This is a genomic window from Sphaerisporangium sp. NPDC051017, from assembly GCF_040683095.1.
Classification (GTDB): domain Bacteria; phylum Actinomycetota; class Actinomycetes; order Streptosporangiales; family Streptosporangiaceae; genus Sphaerisporangium.
Genome location: NZ_JBFBCI010000052.1, coordinates 38,357 through 60,501 on the forward strand (window position 1 = coordinate 38,357; position 22,145 = coordinate 60,501).

Annotated in this window: 18 protein-coding genes; 11 read left to right on the forward strand and 7 right to left on the reverse strand. The window is 67.8% G+C overall.

The window, feature by feature from the left end:
- Nucleotides 1-18: 18 nt before the first annotated feature.
- The 5 genes from glgB to AB0M95_RS31200 form a co-directional block, all read right to left on the reverse strand.
- Nucleotides 19-2,301 (reverse strand): 1,4-alpha-glucan branching protein GlgB, encoded by a 2,283-nt coding sequence (gene glgB / locus AB0M95_RS31180; protein ID WP_363772287.1) that lies wholly within the window; start codon nucleotides 2,299-2,301, stop codon nucleotides 19-21.
- A gap of 159 nt (nucleotides 2,302-2,460) precedes the next feature.
- A complete protein-coding gene (locus AB0M95_RS31185; protein ID WP_363772242.1) occupies nucleotides 2,461-2,913 on the reverse strand; it encodes a hypothetical protein in 453 nt (150 codons plus the stop codon).
- A gap of 47 nt (nucleotides 2,914-2,960) precedes the next feature.
- Nucleotides 2,961-4,391: an aminoglycoside phosphotransferase gene (locus AB0M95_RS31190; RefSeq protein WP_363772245.1), complete on the reverse strand. Its 1,431-nt coding sequence runs from the start codon at nucleotides 4,389-4,391 to the stop codon at nucleotides 2,961-2,963.
- On the reverse strand, nucleotides 4,388-6,100 hold the full coding sequence (gene treS / locus AB0M95_RS31195) for a maltose alpha-D-glucosyltransferase (protein WP_358511636.1): 1,713 nt from the start codon (nucleotides 6,098-6,100) through the stop codon (nucleotides 4,388-4,390). The genes AB0M95_RS31190 and treS overlap by 4 nt, the downstream gene beginning before the upstream one ends.
- Before the next feature lie 52 nt (nucleotides 6,101-6,152).
- Nucleotides 6,153-8,180 (reverse strand): alpha-1,4-glucan--maltose-1-phosphate maltosyltransferase, encoded by a 2,028-nt coding sequence (locus tag AB0M95_RS31200; protein ID WP_363772249.1) that lies wholly within the window; start codon nucleotides 8,178-8,180, stop codon nucleotides 6,153-6,155.
- A gap of 431 nt (nucleotides 8,181-8,611) precedes the next feature.
- Between AB0M95_RS31200 and glgP the strand changes: the two genes are divergently transcribed.
- The 4 genes from glgP (at nucleotide 8,612) to AB0M95_RS31220 (ending at nucleotide 12,688) form a co-directional block, all read left to right on the forward strand.
- Nucleotides 8,612-11,215, forward strand: coding sequence for an alpha-glucan family phosphorylase (glgP, locus tag AB0M95_RS31205; RefSeq protein WP_363772252.1), 2,604 nt, complete (start codon nucleotides 8,612-8,614; stop codon nucleotides 11,213-11,215).
- A gap of 137 nt (nucleotides 11,216-11,352) precedes the next feature.
- Entirely contained in the window at nucleotides 11,353-12,126 is a 774-nt protein-coding gene (locus AB0M95_RS31210; protein WP_363772255.1) for an enoyl-CoA hydratase-related protein, read from the forward strand.
- Nucleotides 12,127-12,357, forward strand: a complete 231-nt coding sequence (locus AB0M95_RS31215; protein ID WP_363772258.1) for a hypothetical protein — start codon at nucleotides 12,127-12,129, stop codon at nucleotides 12,355-12,357.
- A gap of 118 nt (nucleotides 12,358-12,475) precedes the next feature.
- Nucleotides 12,476-12,688: a hypothetical protein gene (locus AB0M95_RS31220; protein WP_358511651.1), complete on the forward strand. Its 213-nt coding sequence runs from the start codon at nucleotides 12,476-12,478 to the stop codon at nucleotides 12,686-12,688.
- A gap of 21 nt (nucleotides 12,689-12,709) precedes the next feature.
- Here the strand turns inward: AB0M95_RS31220 and AB0M95_RS31225 are convergent, their stop codons facing one another.
- Nucleotides 12,710-13,498, reverse strand: coding sequence for an AfsR/SARP family transcriptional regulator (locus tag AB0M95_RS31225; protein ID WP_363772261.1), 789 nt, complete (start codon nucleotides 13,496-13,498; stop codon nucleotides 12,710-12,712).
- A 202-nt stretch (nucleotides 13,499-13,700) separates the two neighbouring features.
- Between AB0M95_RS31225 and AB0M95_RS31230 the strand changes: the two genes are divergently transcribed.
- Nucleotides 13,701-17,333 (forward strand): RHS repeat-associated core domain-containing protein, encoded by a 3,633-nt coding sequence (locus tag AB0M95_RS31230; RefSeq protein WP_363772264.1) that lies wholly within the window; start codon nucleotides 13,701-13,703, stop codon nucleotides 17,331-17,333.
- 139 nt (nucleotides 17,334-17,472) lie between these two features.
- Nucleotides 17,473-17,700, forward strand: a complete 228-nt coding sequence (locus AB0M95_RS31235; RefSeq protein WP_363772267.1) for a hypothetical protein — start codon at nucleotides 17,473-17,475, stop codon at nucleotides 17,698-17,700.
- A gap of 190 nt (nucleotides 17,701-17,890) precedes the next feature.
- On the opposite strand, the gene AB0M95_RS31240 is transcribed toward AB0M95_RS31235, so the two are convergent.
- The gene (locus AB0M95_RS31240; protein WP_363772270.1) at nucleotides 17,891-18,415 is read right to left on the reverse strand and encodes a hypothetical protein; all 525 of its coding nucleotides are present in this window, start codon (nucleotides 18,413-18,415) and stop codon (nucleotides 17,891-17,893) included.
- A gap of 73 nt (nucleotides 18,416-18,488) precedes the next feature.
- Between AB0M95_RS31240 and AB0M95_RS31245 the strand changes: the two genes are divergently transcribed.
- The 5 genes from AB0M95_RS31245 (at nucleotide 18,489) to AB0M95_RS31265 (ending at nucleotide 22,108) form a co-directional block, all read left to right on the forward strand.
- Complete coding sequence (locus AB0M95_RS31245; protein WP_363772273.1) at nucleotides 18,489-19,415, forward strand: ISL3 family transposase; 927 nt, start codon at nucleotides 18,489-18,491, stop codon at nucleotides 19,413-19,415.
- A gap of 107 nt (nucleotides 19,416-19,522) precedes the next feature.
- The gene (locus tag AB0M95_RS31250; RefSeq protein WP_363772290.1) at nucleotides 19,523-19,963 is read left to right on the forward strand and encodes a transposase; all 441 of its coding nucleotides are present in this window, start codon (nucleotides 19,523-19,525) and stop codon (nucleotides 19,961-19,963) included.
- An 80-nt stretch (nucleotides 19,964-20,043) separates the two neighbouring features.
- Entirely contained in the window at nucleotides 20,044-20,271 is a 228-nt protein-coding gene (locus AB0M95_RS31255) for a hypothetical protein (protein ID WP_363772276.1), read from the forward strand.
- Between the two features lie 702 nt (nucleotides 20,272-20,973).
- Nucleotides 20,974-21,186, forward strand: coding sequence for a hypothetical protein (locus AB0M95_RS31260; RefSeq protein ID WP_363772278.1), 213 nt, complete (start codon nucleotides 20,974-20,976; stop codon nucleotides 21,184-21,186).
- 307 nt (nucleotides 21,187-21,493) lie between these two features.
- Complete coding sequence (locus tag AB0M95_RS31265; protein WP_363772281.1) at nucleotides 21,494-22,108, forward strand: hypothetical protein; 615 nt, start codon at nucleotides 21,494-21,496, stop codon at nucleotides 22,106-22,108.
- Nucleotides 22,109-22,145: the final 37 nt, after the last annotated feature.

A 22,145-nucleotide genomic window follows, 5' to 3' on the forward strand; every position in this document is an offset into this window, starting at 1 on the left:
GGCGAACCACGCCGCCCGTCACGCGTCCTCCTCGACCGCGTTCTCATCGGCCTCCTCGGCCACGGCGGCCTCGGCGGTCACCGCCGCAGGGGTCTCGGTCACGGGCTCCGCGGCGCGGCGCAGCCACAGCGCCCCGAGCGGCGGCACCCGCAGGCGGGCCGAGTACGGAAGCCCGTGCCACGGCTCCTCGACCGCCTCGATCGACCCGAAGTTGCCGACGCCGCTGCCGTGGTAGTCGAAGGCGTCGGTGTTGACCACCTCGTCCCAGTGCCCCCCGGCGGGCAGGCCGAGGATGTACTCCTCGTGCGGCCGGCCGGAGAAGTTGGCGACGCAGGCCACCATCGACCCGTCGTCACCGTGGCGGACGAACGAGAAGACGTTGCCCGAGGCGTCGTCGGCGTCGATCCACTGGAACCCCTCCGGCGAGTGGTCCCTCGAGAACATCGCCCGCGTCTCGCCGTACACGCGGTTGAGGTCGCGCACGAGCTTCTGGACGCCCTGGTGGGGTTCGAAGTCGAGCACCCACCAGTCCAGCCCGCGCTCCTCGGACCACTCCGAGCCCTGGCCGAACTCGCTGCCCATGAACAGCAGCTTCTTGCCCGGGTGGGCCCACATGAAGGCGAGCAGGGCCCGCAGGTTGGCGAACCGCTGCCACTCGTCGCCGGGCATCTTCCCGAGCAGCGAGCCCTTGCCGTGGACGACCTCGTCGTGCGAGAGCGGCAGGACGAAGTTCTCGGAGTAGGCGTACATCAGCGAGAACGTCATCTGGTGGTGGTGGTACTGGCGGAAGATCGGCTCGTGCTGCAGGTAGGCCAGCGTGTCGTGCATCCAGCCCATGTTCCACTTGAAGCCGAAGCCGAGCCCGCCCAGGTAGACGGGACGGGACACGCCGGGCCAGGCGGTGGACTCCTCGGCGATCGTGACGATGCCCGGCGCCTCGCGGTAGGCGACCGAGTTCATCTCCTTGAGGAACTCCACCGCGTCGAGGTTCTCGCGCCCGCCGTAGATGTTGGGCGTCCACTCGCCCTCGCGCCGCGAGTAGTCGAGGTAGAGCATCGAGGCGACGGCGTCCACGCGCAGGCCGTCGATGTGGAACTCCTTGAGCCAGTACGCCGCGTTGGCGACCAGGAAGTTGCGCACCTCGTTGCGGCCGTAGTCGAAGATGTAGGTGCCCCACTCCGGGTGGGTGCCGCGCCGGGGGTCGGCGTGCTCGTACAGCGGGGTGCCGTCGAACCGGCCGAGCGCCCACTCGTCCTTGGGGAAGTGGGCGGGCACCCAGTCGAGCAGGACGCCGATGCCGGCCGCGTGCAGGCTGTCCACGAGGTGCCGGAACTCGTCGGGGGTGCCGAACCGCGCGGTCGGGGCGTAGTACGAGCTGATCTGGTAGCCCCAGGAGCCGCCGAAGGGGTGCTCGGCGACGGGCAGGAACTCGACGTGCGTGAAGCCCATGTTCCGGACGTACGCGACCAGCTCGGTCGCGAGCTCGGCGTAGGACAGGCCGGGGCGCCAGGAGCCGAGGTGCACCTCGTAGGCGGCCATCGGCTCGGCGAGGTTGTCGCGCTCGGCCCGCCGGCGCATCCACTCCTCGTCGCCCCAGGCGTAGGTGGAGGACTCGATGATCGAGGCGGTCGCGGGCGGGACCTCGGTGCGCCGGGCCATCGGGTCGGCCTTGGACCGCCAGACGCCGTCGGCGCCGAGGACGGAGAACTTGTAGTGGTCGCCCGGTCCGAGGCCGGGGACGAACAGCTCCCACACGCCGGACCGGCCGAGGGACCGCATCGGGTGGCCGGAGCCGTTCCAGTGGTTGAAGCCGCCCTCGACGCGGACGCCGCGCGCGTTCGGGGCCCACACGGAGAAGGCGGTGCCGTCCTCGTCGTCGTGGCGCGTCACCCGGGCGCCGAGTACCTCCCACAGGCGCTCGTGGCGGCCCTCGCCGATCAGGTGCAGGTCGACCTCGCCGAGGGTGGGCCAGTGGCGGTACGGGTCGCCGACCTCCAGCGGCTCGGCGCCCTCGTAGGTGACCCGCAGGCTGTACGGCGGGATCTTGTCCACGCCCGGCAGCGTCACCGCGAAGACGCCGTACTGCTGGTGGGTCATCTGGTGGGTCACGCGCTGGTCGCCGTCGTCGAGGACCAGCTCGACCTTCTTGGCCAGGGGCTTCAGCGCCCGTACGGTCAGCCCGCCGGGGGTGGGGTGCGCGCCCAGGATCGAATGCGGATCGTGGTGCGCGCCGCCGGCCAGCCGGTTCAGGTCCAGGTCCAGGTCCGCGTTCTCCGCGTTCTCGGCGTTCTCCGCGTTCATCAGTCGCTCACCGCTCCTCGGCTCCTTGCCGCCGTCGCTCGCCTCAACGTGTGTGTTCACCTAACCCTGCCCCAGATCGGACCGCCAACCCACGATCTCGGCGGGATCACACCTTGCCTATGGCAAACGTGCGGTCTGGGGGTTACGGAGGTGCATATCTCACCATTTCAGGACTCGTACGTCGCCGGTGGAAAGATCGACGATCACGCGCCCGACGTCCAGCCATCGATGGCCCGGGAACTCGACGAACAGTTGCAGGCAGCGATGGGCCTCGCAGCCGTGCCGCCGGAAGATCAACGTGCGGACGCGCAGGTCCGCGGCCGACCGCAGCGGCCGGCCCGCAGCCCGGGCGTACGCCCTTCTGACCGTGCGGCCGAGCGCCGGATGCGCCAGCAGCACGTCCGTGGCCCGCGCTTCCTCCCAGGGCTCCGGAGCCGGGCGCATCGACGGCGAGGCCGAGGGCCGGGGGACACCGGGCCGCGCGGCGTCCGGCCCCGGATCGCCGTAGGCCCCGGACGCCCGCCAGTCCGGCGGCTCCGCCAGGCACGCCGTCAGCAGAAGGGCCAGGGCGAAGGCCCCGGCCCCCGCGACGGCGAGCCCCCTTCGCCGCATCCTCCCACCGCCTCACGCCTCGCATGAACGCGATTACGGATCGTAATCTACGCGGCGGCGTGGGTGAAGGCGGCGAGCGGGATGGGAAGCCACGCCGGGCGGTTGCGCGCCTCGTAGACGACCTCGTACGCCGCCTTGCTCAGCTCCAGCGCCCGCAGCAGGATCGCGTCGTCGCCGTGGATCCTGCCGCCGCCCGCGGAGTACCCGGCGATGAACGCCGCCCGGTTGCGCTCGGCCCACTCGGCCGCGCACGGCTCCAGCGCCGCGGCGTCCGCGCGGCCGAACAGCAGGTGGCGGGCGGCGTACTCGAACGACCTGAGCATGCCGGCGACGTCCCGGAGCGGGGAGTCCAGGGCGCGGCGCTCGCTGAGCGGCTGCCCGGGCTCGCCCTCGAAGTCCAGGACGACCCACTCGCTGGGCGTGCGCATCACCTGGCCGAGGTGGTAGTCGCCGTGGACCCGCTGGACGGTGATCGGCCGTCCCATGTCGGCCAGCCGGTCGAACGCCTCGTGGGCGGACGCGGCGTGGGCGGCCAGCTCGGGCACCTCCGTGATGGCCGAGTCCAGGCGGCGCCTGAAGCCCTCGACCATCCGCTTGACCTCCGGCGCCTCGATCGTGCTGGTGGGGAAGGCGTCGGCCATCTGGCGGTGCAGGTTGGCGGTGGCCACGCCGAGCCGGTGGGACTCGGCGGCGAAGTCGCCTCCCGCGTCGCAGCAGGGCGTGCCCGGCGGCGATCCGTACAGGTCGCGGACGCTGGTGAGGGCCAGCGACCAGCCGTCGCTCGCGGTGGGCAGGAACTCCTGGGTGAAGGCGAGCGTGGTGTTCTGCCCCGCGATGTCGGCCTCGATCCAGCCGTAGGGGCGGGCGATGTTGCGCGAGCCGCGCCGGGCGAGGGCGGAGACGACCTCCACCTCCGGGTTGACCCCGGGGATCAGCTTGCGGAACAGCTTGCAGATGTAGGCGTCGCCGAACACCAGCGAGGTGTTGGACTGCTCGCCCCCGAGGACGAGGCTGCGCGCCGAGGTGTCGATCTCGGTGCCCGGCATGTGGCGGAAGCGCAGGGGGCCGACGTCGGCGTCCCCGGCGACGGCCGAGAGCAGCACGCCCGTGACGTCGGCGTCGTGGAGGGCGTCGTAGGCGTAGCCCTCGTCGGTGAGGCCGATCGCGACGTGCCGCAGCCGTTGCGGCAGTTCCGGGCGAAAGCCCACCAGAAGCTGATAACGGTCGGTGGTGTCGCCCTGCCGGACGGTGATCACCAGGTGTCGGACGGATACCTGCCCGCGGGTCCGCGGCCGGGCCACCGGGTCCGTGGTCCTGGAGGAACCCGCCACAGCGTTGTGGAGGATTTCTTCAGGACCACGGAGGGGTAGCGGGGTGGCGGATTCGACGGCGAGCTCGCTGATCGCGCGGCTCTTGCCGGCGAACCACCGTTGACCGGTGATCCAGCCGGCAAGAAGCGCTTCGAGAGTATGTGTCACGTCTCCTCGGCTGCTGCGCTCGTTGGCGGAAGGGTGAACCAATAGAACCCATGCCCAGGGAGCGTCAAAAGATACGGAAGTTCACCAATCGGTGGAAAGGGAACCCCACCCGTGCACTCCACCGGCGTGACCCCCTCAAACCTCCGCAGGTCCAGCTCCACGGGTTGCGGGAAGCGGGACAGGTTGTTGACGCACAGAACTCGATCGTCGCCTAGCTCCCGGACGAAGGCCAGAACACTGGGGTTGGAAGAGTTGAGCTCCGTGAACTCGCCGAGACCGAAGACCGGGTGGCGCTTGCGGATCTCGATCATCTTCTTGGTGAAGTGCAGCAGCGAGCCGGAGTTCTTCTGCTGCGCCTCGACGTTGAGCGCCTGGTACCCGTAGATCGGGTCCATGATCACGGGCAGGTAGAGGCGGCCCGGGTCGCAGTCGGAGAACCCGGCGTTGCGGTCCGGGGTCCACTGCATGGGCGTGCGGACGCCGTCGCGGTCGCCCAGCCAGATGTTGTCGCCCATGCCGATCTCGTCGCCGTAGTAGAGCACCGGGCTCCCCGGCAGGCTCATCAGCAGGGCGGTGAACAGCTCGATCTGGTTGCGGTCGTTCTCCAGCAGCGGCGCCAGGCGCCGGCGGATGCCGACGTTCGCCCGCATGCGCGGGTCCTTGGCGTACTCGGTGTACATGTAGTCGCGCTCTTCGTCGGTCACCATCTCGAGCGTCAGCTCGTCGTGGTTGCGCAGGAAGATGCCCCACTGGCAGTTCTCGGGGATCTTGGGCGTCTGGGCCATGATCTCGGAGATCGGGTAGCGGGTCTCCCGGCGCACGGCCATGAAGATGCGCGGCATGAGCGGGAAATGGAAGGCCATGTGGCACTCGTCGCCGCCGGTCACCGGGTCGCCGAAGTACTCGACGACGTCGGCGGGCCACTGGTTGGCCTCGGCGAGCAGCACGCGGTCGGGGTAGAGGCGGTCGACCTCGCGCCTGACCCGCTTGAGGTAGGCGTGGGTCGGGGCCAGGTTCTCGCAGTTGGTGCCCTCCTGCTCGAACAGGTACGGCACCGCGTCCAGGCGGAAGCCGTCGATGCCGAGGTCGAGCCAGAACCTCAGCACCTCCAGCATGGCGTCCTGCACGGCCGGGTTCTCGTAGTTGAGGTCCGGCTGGTGGTGGAAGAACCTGTGCCAGTAGTACTGCCCGCGCACCGGGTCGTAGGTCCAGTTGGACGCCTCGGTGTCGATGAAGATGATCCGGGCGTCGCTGTACGCCTCGTTGTCGTCCGACCAGACGTAGAAGTCCCCGAACGGCCCCGTGGGGTCGTGGCGGGATGCCTGGAACCACGGGTGCTGGTCGCTGGTGTGGTTCATGACGAGGTCGGCGATGACCCGCATGCCCCGCTTGTGCGCTTCGTCGACGAGCTTGATGAAGTCTCCCAGATCCCCGAAGTCGGGGAGAATCTTCATAAAGTCGGAAATGTCGTATCCGCCGTCTTTGAGGGGGGATTCGTAGAGCGGCAGGAGCCACAGGCAATCGACGCCGAGCCACTGGAGATAATCCAGCTTGTTGATCAGACCCCGGATGTCTCCGGTACCGTCTCCGTTGGAGTCCGCGAATCCTCGGATGAGGACCTCGTAGAAGACGGCACGCTTGTACCAACGCGGGTCGCGTGGTGTTTCGTGTGTGAAGGTGTTCGGGACGGGCTGAGGCGTCAAGCTCACCTGTGGACTCCCCGCTGTGCTTATGCGCGCATCCGCCTACGCGGCCGGGCGCCTATGGCCGGCTCGCCGGCGTCGCTCGCAGTGTGAGGACGTGGGCTGGGTTGATATGTGGGTCGAGTCGTACGTAGTTGGCATGCCGCCAGTGATACGACTCACCCGAGAGCTCGTCGTCCACGATGAATTCCGCGCCCCAATCGAGGCCGAGGGCAGGCATGTCCAGCGTGACCGTCGCCTCGTGGGTGTTGTGCGGATCGAGGTTGACGACGACCAGGACCACATCGCCTATGCCGTGCCGTCGTGTGGACGGGTCAAAGGCGCCGGGCAGCCGCTTTGAGAAGCAGATCATATCCGGGTGGTCGACGTTGTGGAACCGTAGATTACGCAGTTCCTGGGCCGCCGGGTGCGCTCTTCTGAACAAATTGAGCGTCGTGAGGAAAGGCGCAAGGCTGCGGCCCTCGCGTTCGGCCGTCGCCCAATCGCGCGGCCTCAGCTCGTATTTCTCGCTGTTCAGATATTCCTCGCTGCCCGGACGTACCGGGGTGTTCTCCCCGAGCTCGTAGCCCGCGTAGACACCCCACGACGGCGAGGCCAGCGCGGCCAGGACGGCCCTGATCTTGAAGGCCGGCATGCCCCCGGTCTGGAGGTATTCATGCAGGATATCGGGGGTGTTGACGAAGAGGTTCGGCCGCAGGTAGTGCGACGTCTCGTGCGAGAGCTCGAAGAGGTACTCCTCCAGCTCCCGTTCGGTGGTCCTCCACGTGAAGTACGTGTACGACTGGTGGAAGCCCACCTTGGCCAGGGCGCGCAGCATCGGCGGCCGGGTGAAGGCCTCCGACAGGAACACGACGTCCGGGTCGGTGGCGCGGATCTCGCCGAGCAGCCGCTCCCAGAACTCCACCGGCTTGGTGTGGGGGTTGTCGACGCGGAAGATGCGCACGCCGTGGTCCATCCAGTGACGGACGACGCGCAGGACCTCCGCCAAGATCCCTTCGGGGTCCTTGTCGAAGTTCAGGGGATAGATGTCCTGGTACTTCTTGGGGGGGTTCTCGGCGTACGCGATCGTCCCGTCGGCCCTGACGGTGAACCACTCCGGGTGCTCCTTGACCCACGGGTGGTCCGGGGAGCACTGGAGCGCCAGGTCGAGCGCGACCTCCAGGCCCAGCTCGCCCGCGCGCCTGACGAAGGCGTCGAAGTCCTCCAGCGTGCCGAGGTCGGGGTGGATCGCGTCGTGGCCGCCGTCCGCCGAGCCGATGGCCCACGGCGAGCCGACGTCGTACGACTCGGGGTTCAGGGTGTTGTTGCGGCCCTTGCGGAAGGCGTCGCCGATCGGGTGGATCGGAGGCAGGTAGACGACGTCGAAGCCCATGCCCGCGACGGCCGGCAGCCTCTCGGTAGCAGTCCGGAAATTTCCGGACCTGGGGACGTTGTCCTCCTCGACGACCGCGCCCTCCGACCGGGGGAACAGCTCGTACCACGACCCGAACAGCGCCCGGCGCCGCTCGACATGGACGCGGTACCTCGGCCCGCGCGTCACCAGATCGCGCGGCGGGTGGGCGGCCAGGGCGGCGGCGGTCTCGGGGAGTTGGGCGGCCGCGAGCCGCGCCCGCGGGTCCAGCTCGTCGTCGCGCAGCTTGTCCGCCACGGCCTGCAGCGCCGCGCGGTGGGCGCAGTCGTCACAGCCCGCGGGGCGCACGCCCTTCGCGGCCCGCTCGAAGACGCGGGCGCCCTCCTCGCACATCAGGTCGACGTCGATGCCGCGAGGGATCTTGATGCCCGCGTCGTGCAGCCACGTGGCCGCCGGGTCGCTCCACGCCTCGACCCGGTACTGCCAGGTGCCCTCCGTGGGCAGCGTCACCTCCACCGACCACCGGTCGGTGCCGGGCTCCCCCTCCCGCATGAGCAGGAGCGGCTTTCGAGTGCCGTCCGGGGCGAACAGAACCACCCCGGCCGCCACCGCGTCGTGTCCCTCGCGGAACACCGTGGCGGCTATCTCGAAAGTCTCGCCCGCCGCGGATTTCGCGGGCCAGCGCCCGCAGTCGACGACTGGGTGAATGTCCTGAATTGGGATTCGTCCGATCATCGCGTCTCAAGGTAGCGGCGACGCACCGGGCGCCACCGGGAATTGTGAGGGCAAGGATTGATCTTTGCTTTCGGGTAGTTCCGGTCTGCTGCCGGAGAGTGGTTGTGGGCACGGTCGCGACCGGTCAGGAGTGACCTGTGTCACCCTCGGGACCGGAGGTGTGAAGGTGAGGCTCTTACATGGGACTGCCCCCATAGTCCCTCCTCAAGCCTGCTCGGGGGAAGTTAGGGGGGCCCGGCGCGCCCTTTCTCCATCATGTTGCCGGTGTGCGCGACAGTCGTACATGATCGAGTTGTGATCACTGTGCCGCGTCGGCTTTAGTGAGGTTTGAGCATGTTTGCTAGTGGTGAGAGCGAATCGCAAGAGATCTGGCAGACGCAAAGAGCGTTTCGGTCGCGCGTCGTGGCGCTGAGTAACTAGGGTCTGGCCCCGTGAGAGCAATCCGCAGATTCACCGTCCGTACCGTCCTTCCCGTCGAGCTGGCCGCCCTGGGCGAGCTGGTGCACAACCTGCGCTGGTCCTGGCACCCCGAGACCATGGACCTGTTCGCGGAGGTTGACCCGTACACCTGGGAGCGGGTAGGCCACGATCCCGTGGCGCTCCTGGGAGCGGTGGAGGCCGACAGGCTGTCCGAGCTCGCACGTGATCGCAGATTCCTCCGCAGGCTGGCGGACGCCGCCGACGACCTGCGCGAGTACATGACCGCCCCCCGCTGGTACCAGACGTTGCCCGGCGCGCCGGCGGCCATCGGATATTTCTCCCCCGAGTACGGCATCGCCGCCGCCCTCCCGCAGTACTCCGGCGGGCTCGGCATCCTCGCCGGCGACCACCTGAAGGCCGCCAGCGACCTCGGCGTGCCCATCCTCGGCGTCGGGCTTCTCTACCGGCACGGCTACTTCACGCAGTCCCTGTCGGCCGAGGGCTGGCAGCAGGAGCACTACCCGAGCCTGGACCCCGGCGGCCTGCCGCTGTCCCTGCTCAAGGAGGCGGACGGCACTCCCGCCCGCATCGCGATCCCGCTGCCGGGCGACCGCACGCTGCACGCCCAGATCTGGGTGGAGCAGGTCGGCCGCGTCCCGCTGCTCCTGCTCGACTCCGACGTCGCCGAGAACGACAACGTCGCCCGCGACGTCACCGACCGGCTGTACGGCGGCGGCACCGACCACCGCCTCCTGCAGGAGCTGCTGCTCGGCATCGGCGGCGTGCGGGCGCTGCGCGCGTACTGCCGGATCACCGGGCACCCCGACCCCGAGGTCTTCCACACCAACGAGGGCCACGCCGGCTTCCTCGGCCTGGAGCGCATCCGCGAGCTCACCGAGCACAGGCTGTCCTTCGACGAGGCGCTGGAAGCCGTGCGGGCCGGCACGGTGTTCACCACCCACACGCCGGTGCCCGCGGGCATCGACCGCTTCCCCGTCGAGATGATCGAGCGGCAGTTCGGCGGCGCCAACTCCTGGCCGACGGTGCCCGTGGAGCGCATCCTCGCGCTCGGCGCCGAGCCGGGCACGCCGGAGACCCCGGGCGAGGGCTCGGTGTTCAACATGGCCGTCATGGGCATGCGGCTCGCCCAGCGCGTCAACGGCGTCTCCGAGCTGCACGGCGAAGTCAGCCGCGAGATGTTCCAGGGGCTCTGGCCGGGCTTCGACCTGGACGACATCCCGATCGGCTCGATCACCAACGGCGTGCACGCCCCCACCTGGGTGGGCCGCGAGGTGATGGAGCTGGCGGGCAAGGAGCTCCCCTCGCTGATCGAGAAGGCGCAGGGCTGGGAGGGCATCCAGAAGCTCTCCGACGAGGACATCTGGGGCATCCGCGGCAGGCTGCGCCGGCAGCTCGTCGAGGGGGCCCGGGCGCGCCTGCGGGCCTCCTGGCGGTCCCGCGGCGCCTCCAGCGCCGAGCTCGGCTGGATCGACGAGGCCCTCGACCCGGACGTCCTGACGATCGGCTTCGCCCGGCGCGTGCCGTCCTACAAGCGGCTCACGCTGATGCTGAAGGAGCCCGAGCGACTCAAGGAGCTGCTGCTCGACCCGGAGCGCCCCGTCCAGATCGTCATCGCGGGCAAGGCGCACCCGGCCGACGAGGGCGGCAAGAAGCTGATCCAGCAGATCGTCCGGTTCGCCGACGGCGAGGACGTCCGGCACCGCATCGTCTTCCTGCCCGACTACGACATGAACCTCGGGCAGCTCATGGTGCAGGGCTGCGACGTGTGGATGAACAACCCGCTGCGTCCCCTGGAGGCCTGCGGGACCTCCGGCATGAAGGCCGCGCTCAACGGCGGCCTCAACCTGTCCATCAAGGACGGTTGGTGGGACGAGTGGTTCGACGGCGACAACGGGTGGGCCATCCCGACGGCCGACGGCGTCGAGGACGCCGACCGCCGCGACGAACTGGAGGCCTCCGCGCTGTACGACCTGATCGAGCGCGAGGTCTCGTCCCGCTTCTACGACCGCGCCGCCGACGGGTACCCCCGGCGCTGGCTCGAGATGGTCAAGCACACGCTCAGCTCGCTCGGCCCGAAGGTCCTGGCCGGGCGCATGCTGCGCGACTACGTCGTCGATCTCTACACCCCGGCGGCGGGGTCGGCACGCGAGCTGTCCAAGGCCGACCACGTCCGGGCGCGTGAGTTCGCCGCCTGGAAGCTGCGGGTCACCCGCGCCTGGCCGGGCGTCCGCGTGGAGCACGTCGAGACCTCCGGCATCGGCGACACGCCCGAGCTGGGGGCGTCCATGGCCGTGCGCGCCACGATCGCGCTCGGGGAGCTGTCCCCGGACGACGTGAGCGTGCAGGCGGCCTACGGCAAGGTCGGCGGCCACGACGACCTGATCAAGCCGTCGTACGTCTCGCTGGCCGTGGAGGCGGTGGGCGACGACGGCAAGGCCACCTACACCGGCGTGGTCCCGCTGGACCGGACCGGCGCGTTCGGGTACACCGTCCGCGTCGTGCCGTTCCACACGCTGATGTCCTCCCCGGCCGAGCTCGGGCTGATCGCCTCGCCGGAGGAGCCGGTGGGGATGACCAACGGCACCCTGCGCTGACGGAGGGCTCCGCCCCGGCTTCCGGGGCGGAGCCCTCACGCGCGCGGCACCCGCGGGCCGCCGGTGATCGGCGGCACCCTAAGGTGGGGGGTGCCGCGCCGCCGGGGGCGCGGCGCCACACCCCTGAGGAGGGCGTCATGGGAGAGTTCGTGCGCGTCGAGTCCGGCGGCGGCATCGCGACGATCCGCCTGGACCGGCCGAAGATGAACGCCCTCAACGGCCAGATGCAGGAAGAGCTCGGCGCGTCCGCCCGGCAGGTGGACGCCGACCCGGACGTGCGCGCCGTTGTGATCTACGGCGGCGAGCGGGTGTTCGCCGCCGGGGTGGACATCAAAGAGATGGCCCACATGGGCTACGCCGAGATGTCGGCGCACTCAGGCGGCCTCCAGGCGTGCTTCACCGCCGTGGCGAAGATCGGCAAGCCCGTCGTGGCCGCGATCACCGGGTACGCGCTCGGCGGCGGCTGCGAGCTCGCCCTCTGCGCCGACTTCCGCGTCGCGGGCGCGGGCGCCAAGCTCGGCCAGCCCGAGATCGCGCTCGGCATCATCCCGGGCGCGGGCGGCACCCAGCGCCTGCCCCGGCTGATCGGACCCGCCCGCGCCAAGGACCTCATCTTCACCGGCCGCCACGTCGACGCCGCCGAGGCCCTCACCATGGGCCTGGTCGACAAGGTCGTCCCCGACGCCGACGTGTACACCGAGGCCCTCGCCCTCGCCGAGCGCTTCGCCGCCGGGCCGCCCCTGGCCCTGCGCGCCGCCAAGCAGGCCGTCGACCACGGCCTCGACGTCGACCTGGACACCGGCCTCGAGATCGAACGCCTGCACTTCTCGGCCCTCTTCGCCACCGAGGACGCCCACACCGGCCTCACGGCCTTCACCCAAAAAACCAAGCCCGACTTCACCGGCCGCTGAATGCTCATCGACCTTGTTGGCCTGGAGCAGTCGGGTACGCCTGATTCTCCGTTCCCGCAGCAGCCTGGCCGCCACCAGCCGATCGGCCTCGCGCTGCGTGGTGCTGATGGGGTAGTCGAGATCGGCCGCCGGCTCGCTGATCGAGAACTCTCGGTCGGCGGCGCGACACAGGCGCGCCAAGAGATCCGCTTGCAGCCGAGACCGGAAGCCCGGCAAGAGATCCGGGACTGACGTTCCCACATTGCTGTGGATGACTTGCGAGACCTGGGAACGACGGGGGCCACGGGTCGAAAGCTCACGGCCTTCGTCGGGTTCGGGTAGATCATGTTTTGCCGCTAGGGTGACCGTCATGGCGCGGTTTGTCATGCGGGCGTTACTGCCCATGCGGGTGCGGCGTGCCGTGCTTCGGCGGCTCGACGGGCGGTACGTCACACGGGCCGACCACCGGCAGGACGTCCGGGACGCCCTCTGGGAGGTCCAGGCGCTCAAGCGTGAGATGGCCGAACTGCGCCGCGAGATCGAGTTCCTGCGCCGCCGCGTGGACAGGGCCGGCACTCCCTAGACGATCCGGGTACCGCGCGGTTCACCGCACCGACAATCGCCAGAGCTCCCTGCCTCCGGCCTCGGGAAGCAACGCGGGATCACCTCTGAGAATTCGCTGGTGCAGGTCGCGCACATCGCCACTCGGCTCCGTACCCGCGTGCGTCACGAGCGAGCGCCAGAGATTGCGGTAGACGCCCAGCGCCTCGGCCTGCCTGCCCGAGCGATGCAGTGCGAGCATCAATTGCGCATGAGGCCGCTCCCGCAACCCGTGCACGGAAGTCCACGCACGGAGCCGGCCGAGCAATTCCCAGTTACGGCCCATCCGTAATTTCACGTCGAAAAAGTCCTCCGTGGCCGAGACGTGTTCTTCCCGTAAGCGGCCCGCCCACGGAGCCAGATCCCCGGCCAGGTCGATCCCGTGAAGAGGGTCCCCCCGCCATAGTCCCAAAGCGCTCTCCAGAACCTCGTACGCACCTGCCAGATCGTCGTCGGCGAGTCGCGCGCGGCCGTCCGCGACGAGACGGTCGAAGACGGTCGCGTCGAGGTCCTCGGGGTCCACCGTGATCGCGTAGCCGTTGCTGGACGTGACGATGCGCAGGTCTGGAACGCCGGTCGACGACAGAAGACGTCGTAGCTGGGACACGTAGGTCTTGAGATTGCCGTCGGCGGACTTGGGAGGACGGCCGTCCCAAAGGTGTTCGACCAGATAAGACTGCGAAACGGCGACGTTCGCGTGCAGCAGCAGGAGACCCAGAAGCCCCCGGTGCCTTTTCCTTGAAATGTCGATGAACTTTCCGTTGTGGCCGCTGAGCGAAAGAGGTCCGAGCACTCGAAAAAGCACTACATCCGCCCCCGTGGCATAACGTCGTGATTCCCACCGACCTCGCTATCTTAAAGCTTCCTGTGAACCGTGACAAGATCGCCCGAATGCGCTCGGTACATTTTCGATGTGCCACGCGTATGCCGCGAATATGCCGGGTGTTTCGTACCTTCCACATGTTTGTCAACTGGCCAGAACACGTGGAGTAAACATGGCGTTCTTATCCGTGAAGCCCCGGCCGCCCGTGGCGCCGGGCAGAGGGAGGGCCCGGCTGAAAGCGGGCGTGGCGGCGCTGGCGCTGGCGGTTGGCGTCTCCAGCCTGCCGGGTGTCCCTGTGGCGTCCGCCGCCTCCGTCTCGCGCGTCACCAAGCGTGCCGCCGCCCCGGAGCGCGTCACCGAGCGTCCCGACCGGGTGTCGGCGGCGCTGGCGGCGCGGCTTCAGGGCAGCCGGGTGCTGATCAGTGGCGAGACAACCGAGTCCAGTCAGACCTACGCCAACGGGGACGGGACCTTCACCGTCGAGACCGTGAGCGGGGTGGCGCGGGTCCAGAAGGACGGTCGCTGGACCCCGGTCGACCCTCGGCTGTCCGACGCTGGCAACGGCGTGCTGAAGGCCAGGGCCGTGAAGCCGGAGCTGGAGTTCTCCGCGGGCGGCCGGACGCCGTTCGCCAAGATGACCCGGGAGCCGGGCAGGTCCCTGGCGCTGTCGTGGCCCTCTGAGCTGCCCAAGCCGGTCATCAAGGACAACACCGCCACTTACGCCGGGGTCGCCGGGCCGGGCGGGGATCTGGTCGTCACCGCCCTGCCGACCGGCATGCGCTTCGACATCGTGCTGCGGGAGCGTCCGCGCGGGAACGTGGAGTTCAAGGTTCCCCTCAGAACCGAGGGGCTGACCGCAGGTACCACCGCGGACGGCCGCCTAGAACTGACCGGCGGCAAGAAGAAACTGGTCGCCGCCGCGGCCGCGCCCGCGATGTGGGAGGCGGGAACGTCGGGCAAGGTCGCCGCGACTCACGGGCGCCGTGGTGACCGGGGCCGCCTGGGCAACTCGCCGATCGACCTCACCGGCGCTACCACAGCGACGTGGGGCCAGTCGGTGGACCTGCCGCGCGTCGGCGCCGCCGTCTTCCCCGCCTGGCGCGTCCCGGCCCGCGCGGGCAGCGGCGCCTACCAGCCCGCCACCGCCGACTGGGAGTACGGCCGGCTCACCTACATCGACGTCAACGGCCGCCCGGTCAACACCGCCTCATATGGGGCCGGCGCCTGGCAGATCTCCGCGACCCGCTATGACGACAACGGGAACACCGTCTGGGATCTCACTCCCGGTAACCGCCTCCAGGCGCTCACTCCCGCCGCCGATACCGATCCCTACGTTCGCGGGCTCACCAGCCCGACCGCGCGCGCTGACCTGCTGGCCACCATTTCGACGTACAACACGGACGGTGATCTTCTCGCCCGAGAGGGACCGGCCCATCAGGTGAAGCTTGCCTCCGGATCCGTCGTCTCGGCCCGGCAGCGCACCAGCAGCGTCTACGACGAGGGCAAACCCGACCCGAACGTCAACTACCACCTGGTGACCACCACCACGGTCCAGCCCCGGGTTATAGACGGCACCGTAACCCCCGGGCCCGCTGACACCCGGACGACCAAGACCGGCTATAACGCCATCGTGTCCGGCGACACCACAGGCTGGGACCTGTTCAAGTCGACCAGCCTCACCACGGTCATGCCTGGCGGTACCGACATCGTCAAGCGAACGCGCTACGACGCGGCCGGCCGCGAGATCGAACGTCACATGCCCGCCTCGAACGGGTCCGACGCCGGTACCACCATCACCGCCTACTACACAGCCGGGACCCACCCATCGGTGGCCGCGTGTGGCAACAAGCCTCAATGGGCGACGTTGACATGCCGTACGGCTCCGGCTGCACAACCTGGCGGCCAGACGATACCCGCGACCACGATCACCTACGGCTACTACGGCCAGGAAGCCGTCAAGACCGAAACCTCGGGCTCTGCGACCCGCACCACCACTGTCACCTTCGACACCGCGGGCCGTCCGGCCACCCGGGCGGTCGCCGCTAGCCCCACCTCCGCCACTGGGACGCCCGTTCCCGCCGTCACCTTCGCCTACCATGCCAGCACCGGTCTGCCCAATACGGTGAGTGCGGGTGGAGCCACGGTCACCAGAAGTTACGACGCGCTGGGCCGCGTCAGCTCGATCACCGACGCCGACGGTAACTCCTCCGTCTCCACCTACGACACCTATGGCCGTCTCGCCAGCCTGAACGACGGCAAGGGGTCGTACACCTACACCTACGACGGAACCGACGCCTCCGGGCAGGCCGAACGACGCGGGATGATCACCAGTGTCAACACCGGCACCCCCGGAACAGTCGGCGCGGCCTTCGACGCCAATGGTCAGCCGCGTGTCCAGAGCCACCCCGGTGGGCTCACCGCCATGTGGCGGTATGACAACGCCGGCAAGTCAGTGGCGCTGACCTACGCCAAGGCTGGGAGTACCTGGCTGGAGTTCACCGCGACCCCTGACAACGACGGGCATACCGTCCTTCAGACCGGTTCCGGTGGCAGCAGGCAGATGTACGCGTACGACGCGGCCGCACGCCTGTCGAATGCGACTGACAGTTATGCGGGGACGTGTGTCACTCGGCAGTACGGGTTCAGCCTTAACAGCAACCGGACCAGTTTGACCACCTACCCGGCCGCTGGCGGTGGAGCTTGCAGTACGGCCACCACACCCGTCACCCAGGCCTACACCTACGACGCCGCCGACAGGCTCACGACCACCGGTTATACATATGACGAGTTCGGGCGGACCAGTACCGTCCCGGCCGGCCACGTCTCTGGTGGGGTCGACCTCAATGTCGGCTACCACGCCGACGACATGGTCGCCTCTCTCACTCAAGGTCTGCACACGCGGGAGTTCACGCTGGACCCGCTCGGCCGAGTTCGCGCCATGACCAGTAGTGGCGGCCTTGTGTCCGGCACCATGACGAACCACTACGCCACAACCGGGGATTCCCCCGTCTGGATCGCCGAGGCCGACGGCACCTGGACCCGTAACGTCGTGGGCATCGCCGGACTGGCGGCCACTCAGTCAAGTGATGGCATCATCACACTGCAACTCAGCAACCTTCACGGTGACATCGTGGCCACCGCCGATAACAGCCCGTCCGCGACCGGAATCAGTTCGTACTTCGAGCAGACCGAATACGGGTCACCGCGCGCCGACAACATCACCAACCCCAGCAGGTACGCCTGGCTCGGTAAGTATGAGCGGTCCTTCGCCGGACTGGCTGGAATCGGCCTTATGGGTGTCCGGATTTACAACCCGTCGACGGGGCGTTTCCTGCAAACCGATCCAGTGGCCGGTGGATCGGCGACGTCCTATGATTACGCGAACCAGAATCCGATCGAAGTCTTCGACCTGACGGGAGAAGCGGCGAAGAAGCGTTGCAACTGGACCGGCTGGATAGGGGCGAGCGCCTCCAGTGGCGGGTCCACGTTCGCGGAGGCGTATGCGCGCGTTTATCGATGCTACAATGGAAAAACTGTCTCCAACTGGGATGGAGACTGGTCAGCGCGCTGCGTGGGATGGTTCTCCGTCAACATTCTGGGATGTGTCCGCAACCAGCCGGTCTACGAGAAGATCCGCGGATACTACCGAGCGGGCAGGAACAACGGCGGTGTGCACTACCGTGTGCAGTTCGACTTCTCCTTCCGGGCCGGCTCGCTGGCCGGTTTCTGGGACGGCGTCTGGCAGCCGGTGGTCAATATCTGGGCGCACAATAACGGCAACGTAGATTATCGGGTCTACAGCTAAATGGGCCGGTTTCCGGTAGTATGACGTTCGCATCGCCGTGGTGCGGGGACTTCACTGGAAGGCTCCGCACCACTCGCGCGTTGTCACTCGTTGACGCGTGATGGTGATGGCTCCATTCTCCCCACGAATCGATGAGATCATGAACAGTGAACTGCGAACCGAGATGTACATGCTCGCCGGAGCGATCCTGACGTTTCTCTACGCGCCGGCGGGACTCATTGTCAATGTTTACGTCCTGGTGACGGGCCTGCGGGAGCGGCGCTGGGTCTTGATGGGCATCGCCTCGGTTCTGACGATCGTCGCTCTTATGTATGTCGTGTTTCCCTTCACCATGAGCACACGTGTAACGGTCCGTCCCGGGTCGTAGCGCCGCACCCACTCCGGGGGCGTGGCCACGCACCGGCGCCGCCGATCATCGAGGTGGCGAGGGTGGTGTGCGAAACGACAGGCCCGCCGTGATCGCCGGGGGCCGTGAGACAAGCTGACGTCGGTTGACGTCAACGAGGCGCACGGCTCGATGAAGAACCCTGCGGGTCGAACTGTACGGTCGGCGGTTCTCAGTTGTTCCTCCTGCTGTCCGGCAACTCCTGGCCAGTTACGGCCGACCACACGGCGGGAGAACACATTGAGGTCGAGTCCGGCTCTGTCCATGACCTCGGCGATCCACAAGGCAGCCCGTTTGGCGCCGTCAGTGCTTGGAGATTGCCGGCGTGCTGGTGGGCCTTGCCTGAGTACCAGGCGTCGATGGGTTCGCCCTTGACGCTGATGGTCTGTTCGGCGCATCGGTCGATGGGGATCAGGGTGCCGTCCAGGATCACATAGGCCAGGCCGTCGGCTTGTGCGCGCTCGATAGCTTCGGGCAGATGTGGCGCTTGAACTGCGAGAACGTCGATTCCTTTGTGGATGTAGCGGTAGGCGGTGGCGCTGATGGCGCTCTGTGATTTTGGCTCTGGCGATCTTTGTGTGGTGCCGTCACGGATAGTGGCCGGAATTTCGTCCAAGTGCTGATCGCGATCGTGCAACACGCCGCGCGTAGGCGCAGCCGCTCCGTGAAGATCTTGTTTGTCCAAGAACTTGATCACCACTTGAGCGGCCGCGAGGTTCACTGTGCCCTGTGCGCAGCATGCAGTAGCAGGCGATGCCTGCTGCCTGAAGATGTTATTCCCCCACCTGGCCGCCCTGGTGGTCGACGAGGTGACCGACCACGGTCAATACGTACTGGTCACGGCGCGTACCCCGAATGCGCCGGCGGTGTGCTGGGCGTGCGGCTCGCCCTCGGCTCGGGTGCACGGCCACTACCGCCGGCTGCTGCGTGACCTGCCCGCCGCAGGCCGCCCGGTCCTGATCGCGCTCACGGTCCGCCGCCTGATCTGCCAGAACCCGGCCTGCCCGGTGCGAACGTTCGCCGAGCCGGTGCCCGGCCTGACCCAGCGACATGCCCGCCGCACGATGCTGCTGCGCCGGCTGTTGGAGCTGATGTCGCTCGCGCCGGCCGGACGGGCCGCCTCCCGGCTGCTGGCCTTACTCGGCGTGCACGTGGGCAAGGACACGCTGATCGGCCTCATCCGCGCCCTGCCCGACCCGAAGATCGGCCAGGTCACCGTCCTGGGCGTCGACGACTTCTCGAAGAAACGCGGGCACTCCTACGCCACCGTGCTGATCGACATGGACACGCATCAGCTCATCGACATCCTGGCCGACCGCACCGCCGACACCCTCGCGGCCTGGCTGGAGGCCCACCCCGGGATCCAGGTGATCTGCCGCGACCGGGCCGGCGGCTACGCCAACGGCGCCAGGACCGGGGCGCCTGAGGCCACGCAAGTGGCTGATCGCTCCATCTCTGGCAGAACCTGTGCGACGCGGTCGAGAAGACCGTCATCACCTGCCGCGCCGACCTGCGTGAAGCCGAACCCGACAACGCCGAGTCCGACCCGGAGCCCGACGACCGACAGGCGATCGCCCGCGAGCTGCGGCTATCCCGCCACACCGTCCGCAGGTTCGCCCGCGCCGAGGCGGCCGAGGATCTGCCGACCAAGGCAACCGGACGATCCGACCTGCTCACCCCTTACCTGCCCTACCTGATCCAGCGGTTCAACGACGGTTGCACCGACGCCGCCCGCCTCACCCGCGAGATCCAAGCTCAGGGATATCGCGGCAGCCCGCAGACCGTCCGCCGGCATCTGCACCCGCTGCGCGCTTCGGCCACCGCCGGTCAAGCACCGTCCTCGGCCCCGACCGTCCGCGAGGCCACCCGGTGGATCACCCGCCGCCCCGACCGGCTCGGCCCTGACGAGCAGGCCGGACTCGCCGCCCTTCGTGCCCGCAGTCCGCGCCTGGACGTCGCAGCGGCCCATGTCGCCGCCTTCGCCAAGATGATGACCACGCTGACCGGTACCCGCGACAACCTCCAGGCCTGGATGGCCGCCGTCGACGCAGACGACCTGCCTGGCCTGCACTCCTTCACCCACGGCATCCGCCGCGACCTCGACGCCGTCGTCAACGGCCTCACTCTGCCGCACAGCTCCGGCGCGGTCGAGGACAACGTGACGAGAGTCAAGGCCCTCAAGAGGAGCCGGTACGGCCGAGCCAAGTTCGAGCTCCTCAGGAAAATCATCCTCTGCGCCCACTGAATCTGATCACGATCCGTGACGGCGCCACACAAAGATCGCCAGAGCCAGACTCCCAGAGCGTCATTAGCCCGGGCGACGCGGTGATCACGGCCGAGTTTGGGGATGTCGTGCTCACCGCGGAACCAGCGCAGCACCATGACCGCTTGCCGGAACGGGGTCAGGGCCCGATTGTCTTTCGGGGTGCCGCGCAGTCGGCGTTCTTCCTGCAGGAGTCGGGCGAGGTACTGAACGAGCGCGCGGGAGAGATCGAGCGTAGCACGATGAGCAATCACGTGGAGCCTTCCGGCCGATCGGGTTTCTTGTGGTGAGAGCTCTTCTACCGGGGGCTCCACGTCTATTTCCGGCCTTCGGCGGCTTCTCCCGAAAGGCCCGGAACGCCACCAGTGGCGTCCAAGAAGTCCCGATCGTCTGAATTATTTTGCTGAGATCACCTCACTGAACGTCAGCGCCAACGCCACGCCGACACCGACGCCTATGCCCGCCGTAAGCGCCCAGGGGATCGGACGCTCTCCCTCAAAATACGAGTTGGCCGACAGCAGAACGAACAACGCGAATCCACCGGCGCCAGTGTCATTAGGCTTCACGTGAACTGGGGAGGCGTCTGGAACAAGAAGAAGAAGCGTTGGGAGGTGAACTGGATCTCGTGGTACGCGATCCATGAGCAATCGGACACGAACACCACGTGGGTCGGCTGGCAGGTGCAGAAGCAATACTACTCCTCCAGGAAGTACTATGCATTCATAGACCTCGTCGGTGAATTCACGGTGAAGAGTTGGACGGGAAGCAGCAGGAACTACAATGTAGGTCTGTTCTGGTGGGGAACGCGCGCGGTGATCGGGCGGCGTCCGACAGGCCATTCAGCTACAGTGGGACGCCCTAGCGTGGACGCTCGACGATGGTCGACGGTGAATCTTTGATATAGTGCCCAACGTATGGGGGTGGACGGCCGGTTCGCTCCCATACGTTCATGTCATTTCGGTCCGGCCGTTAGTGAGACCGGAGGTGAACTAATGGGCGCAGATATCCCAACTCCGATTCCCCTGCCTTCGGGCAATCCTTATTTCGATGGGCCTACCGACGTGCTGACCGCCGATTTATTCTCGAGTGCCATTCTCATTGTCGGGCTGTTTGTGATCGTCTTTCTGGCGGTGCTCGCTGCTCTGCGTGTGGCGCGCGTTGGAAAATACGGGGAAATCGGCCGGCGCGATAGTGATCGTGTGTGACGATGGCGGTCTTCCCGGGCTCTGTACCTGCGTTGATTCCATGTTGGTGCGTCGTTCCGTAAGGCCCGTTCGGCTGTTCGGGCTTCTCGCCGGCACTGCGATGGGCCACCGAGGTCAACTACGGTCGAGGCGAGGAGGGGTTGGATCGTGTTTCCGGCTTTCCAACCCAGGCCATCGCCAGCAGCATCACGATCGTTCCCATCGCGACGTGTGCGAACCACAACCTGCTATGTGGATGTATTGGCATGGGTGCGCTGTCCCTGTACGTGGGAGCGGTGGGGAAAGAGGAAGGCCTGTGGCGCGGAGGGTGAAATGGCAGGTCATGGGCCTGGCGGTGGTGTTGGCCGCGCTCGGGGTTCCTTTGAGCGCGTGTCTGTCGACGGGGCCGGGACTGTTTGAAGCCCCGCGCCCGCCGGGAGCGTCGGGCAGGGTATGGACGCTCGTGATCGATCCGAGCACCGACTACGACGACGGTTATGTCGTCGACAAGAACGGCGACGCGGTGGACCTCCCGTCCTGCGGCGAGAACCCCAGTTCGGGGAAGGGTGGCCTGCTCAGCCGTTCCGGGAGATCACTCGCGGTGTCCGGATGTTACGACACCAGGGCTCAAGAGTACATCGTCAAATTATTCACCGAGGACGCCTGGGGCGTTTCCATCCCGCGTGGACTCGGGCCGATAGCCTGGGCGGACGATTCCCATTTCCTCACCACCTCGATCGAGCCCGACGGCCCGATCCTCGAATACGCCATCTCAGGCGGCCGGGCGTCGATCTCGCGGTCGTACAAGGCTCCGGGCAGCGTCTACACGCTGTCGGCCAGCCCCTCGGAGAAAATGTTCGCCTACGCTTACGCGACGGGCAGAGGCCAGGGCCCCGGCGTGGAATTGTTCTGTCTCGATCCGTCCCGTGATCAGATGTTGTAGACAGCGAAGGCGGCATCGTGGTCGAGAAGGTCGCGGC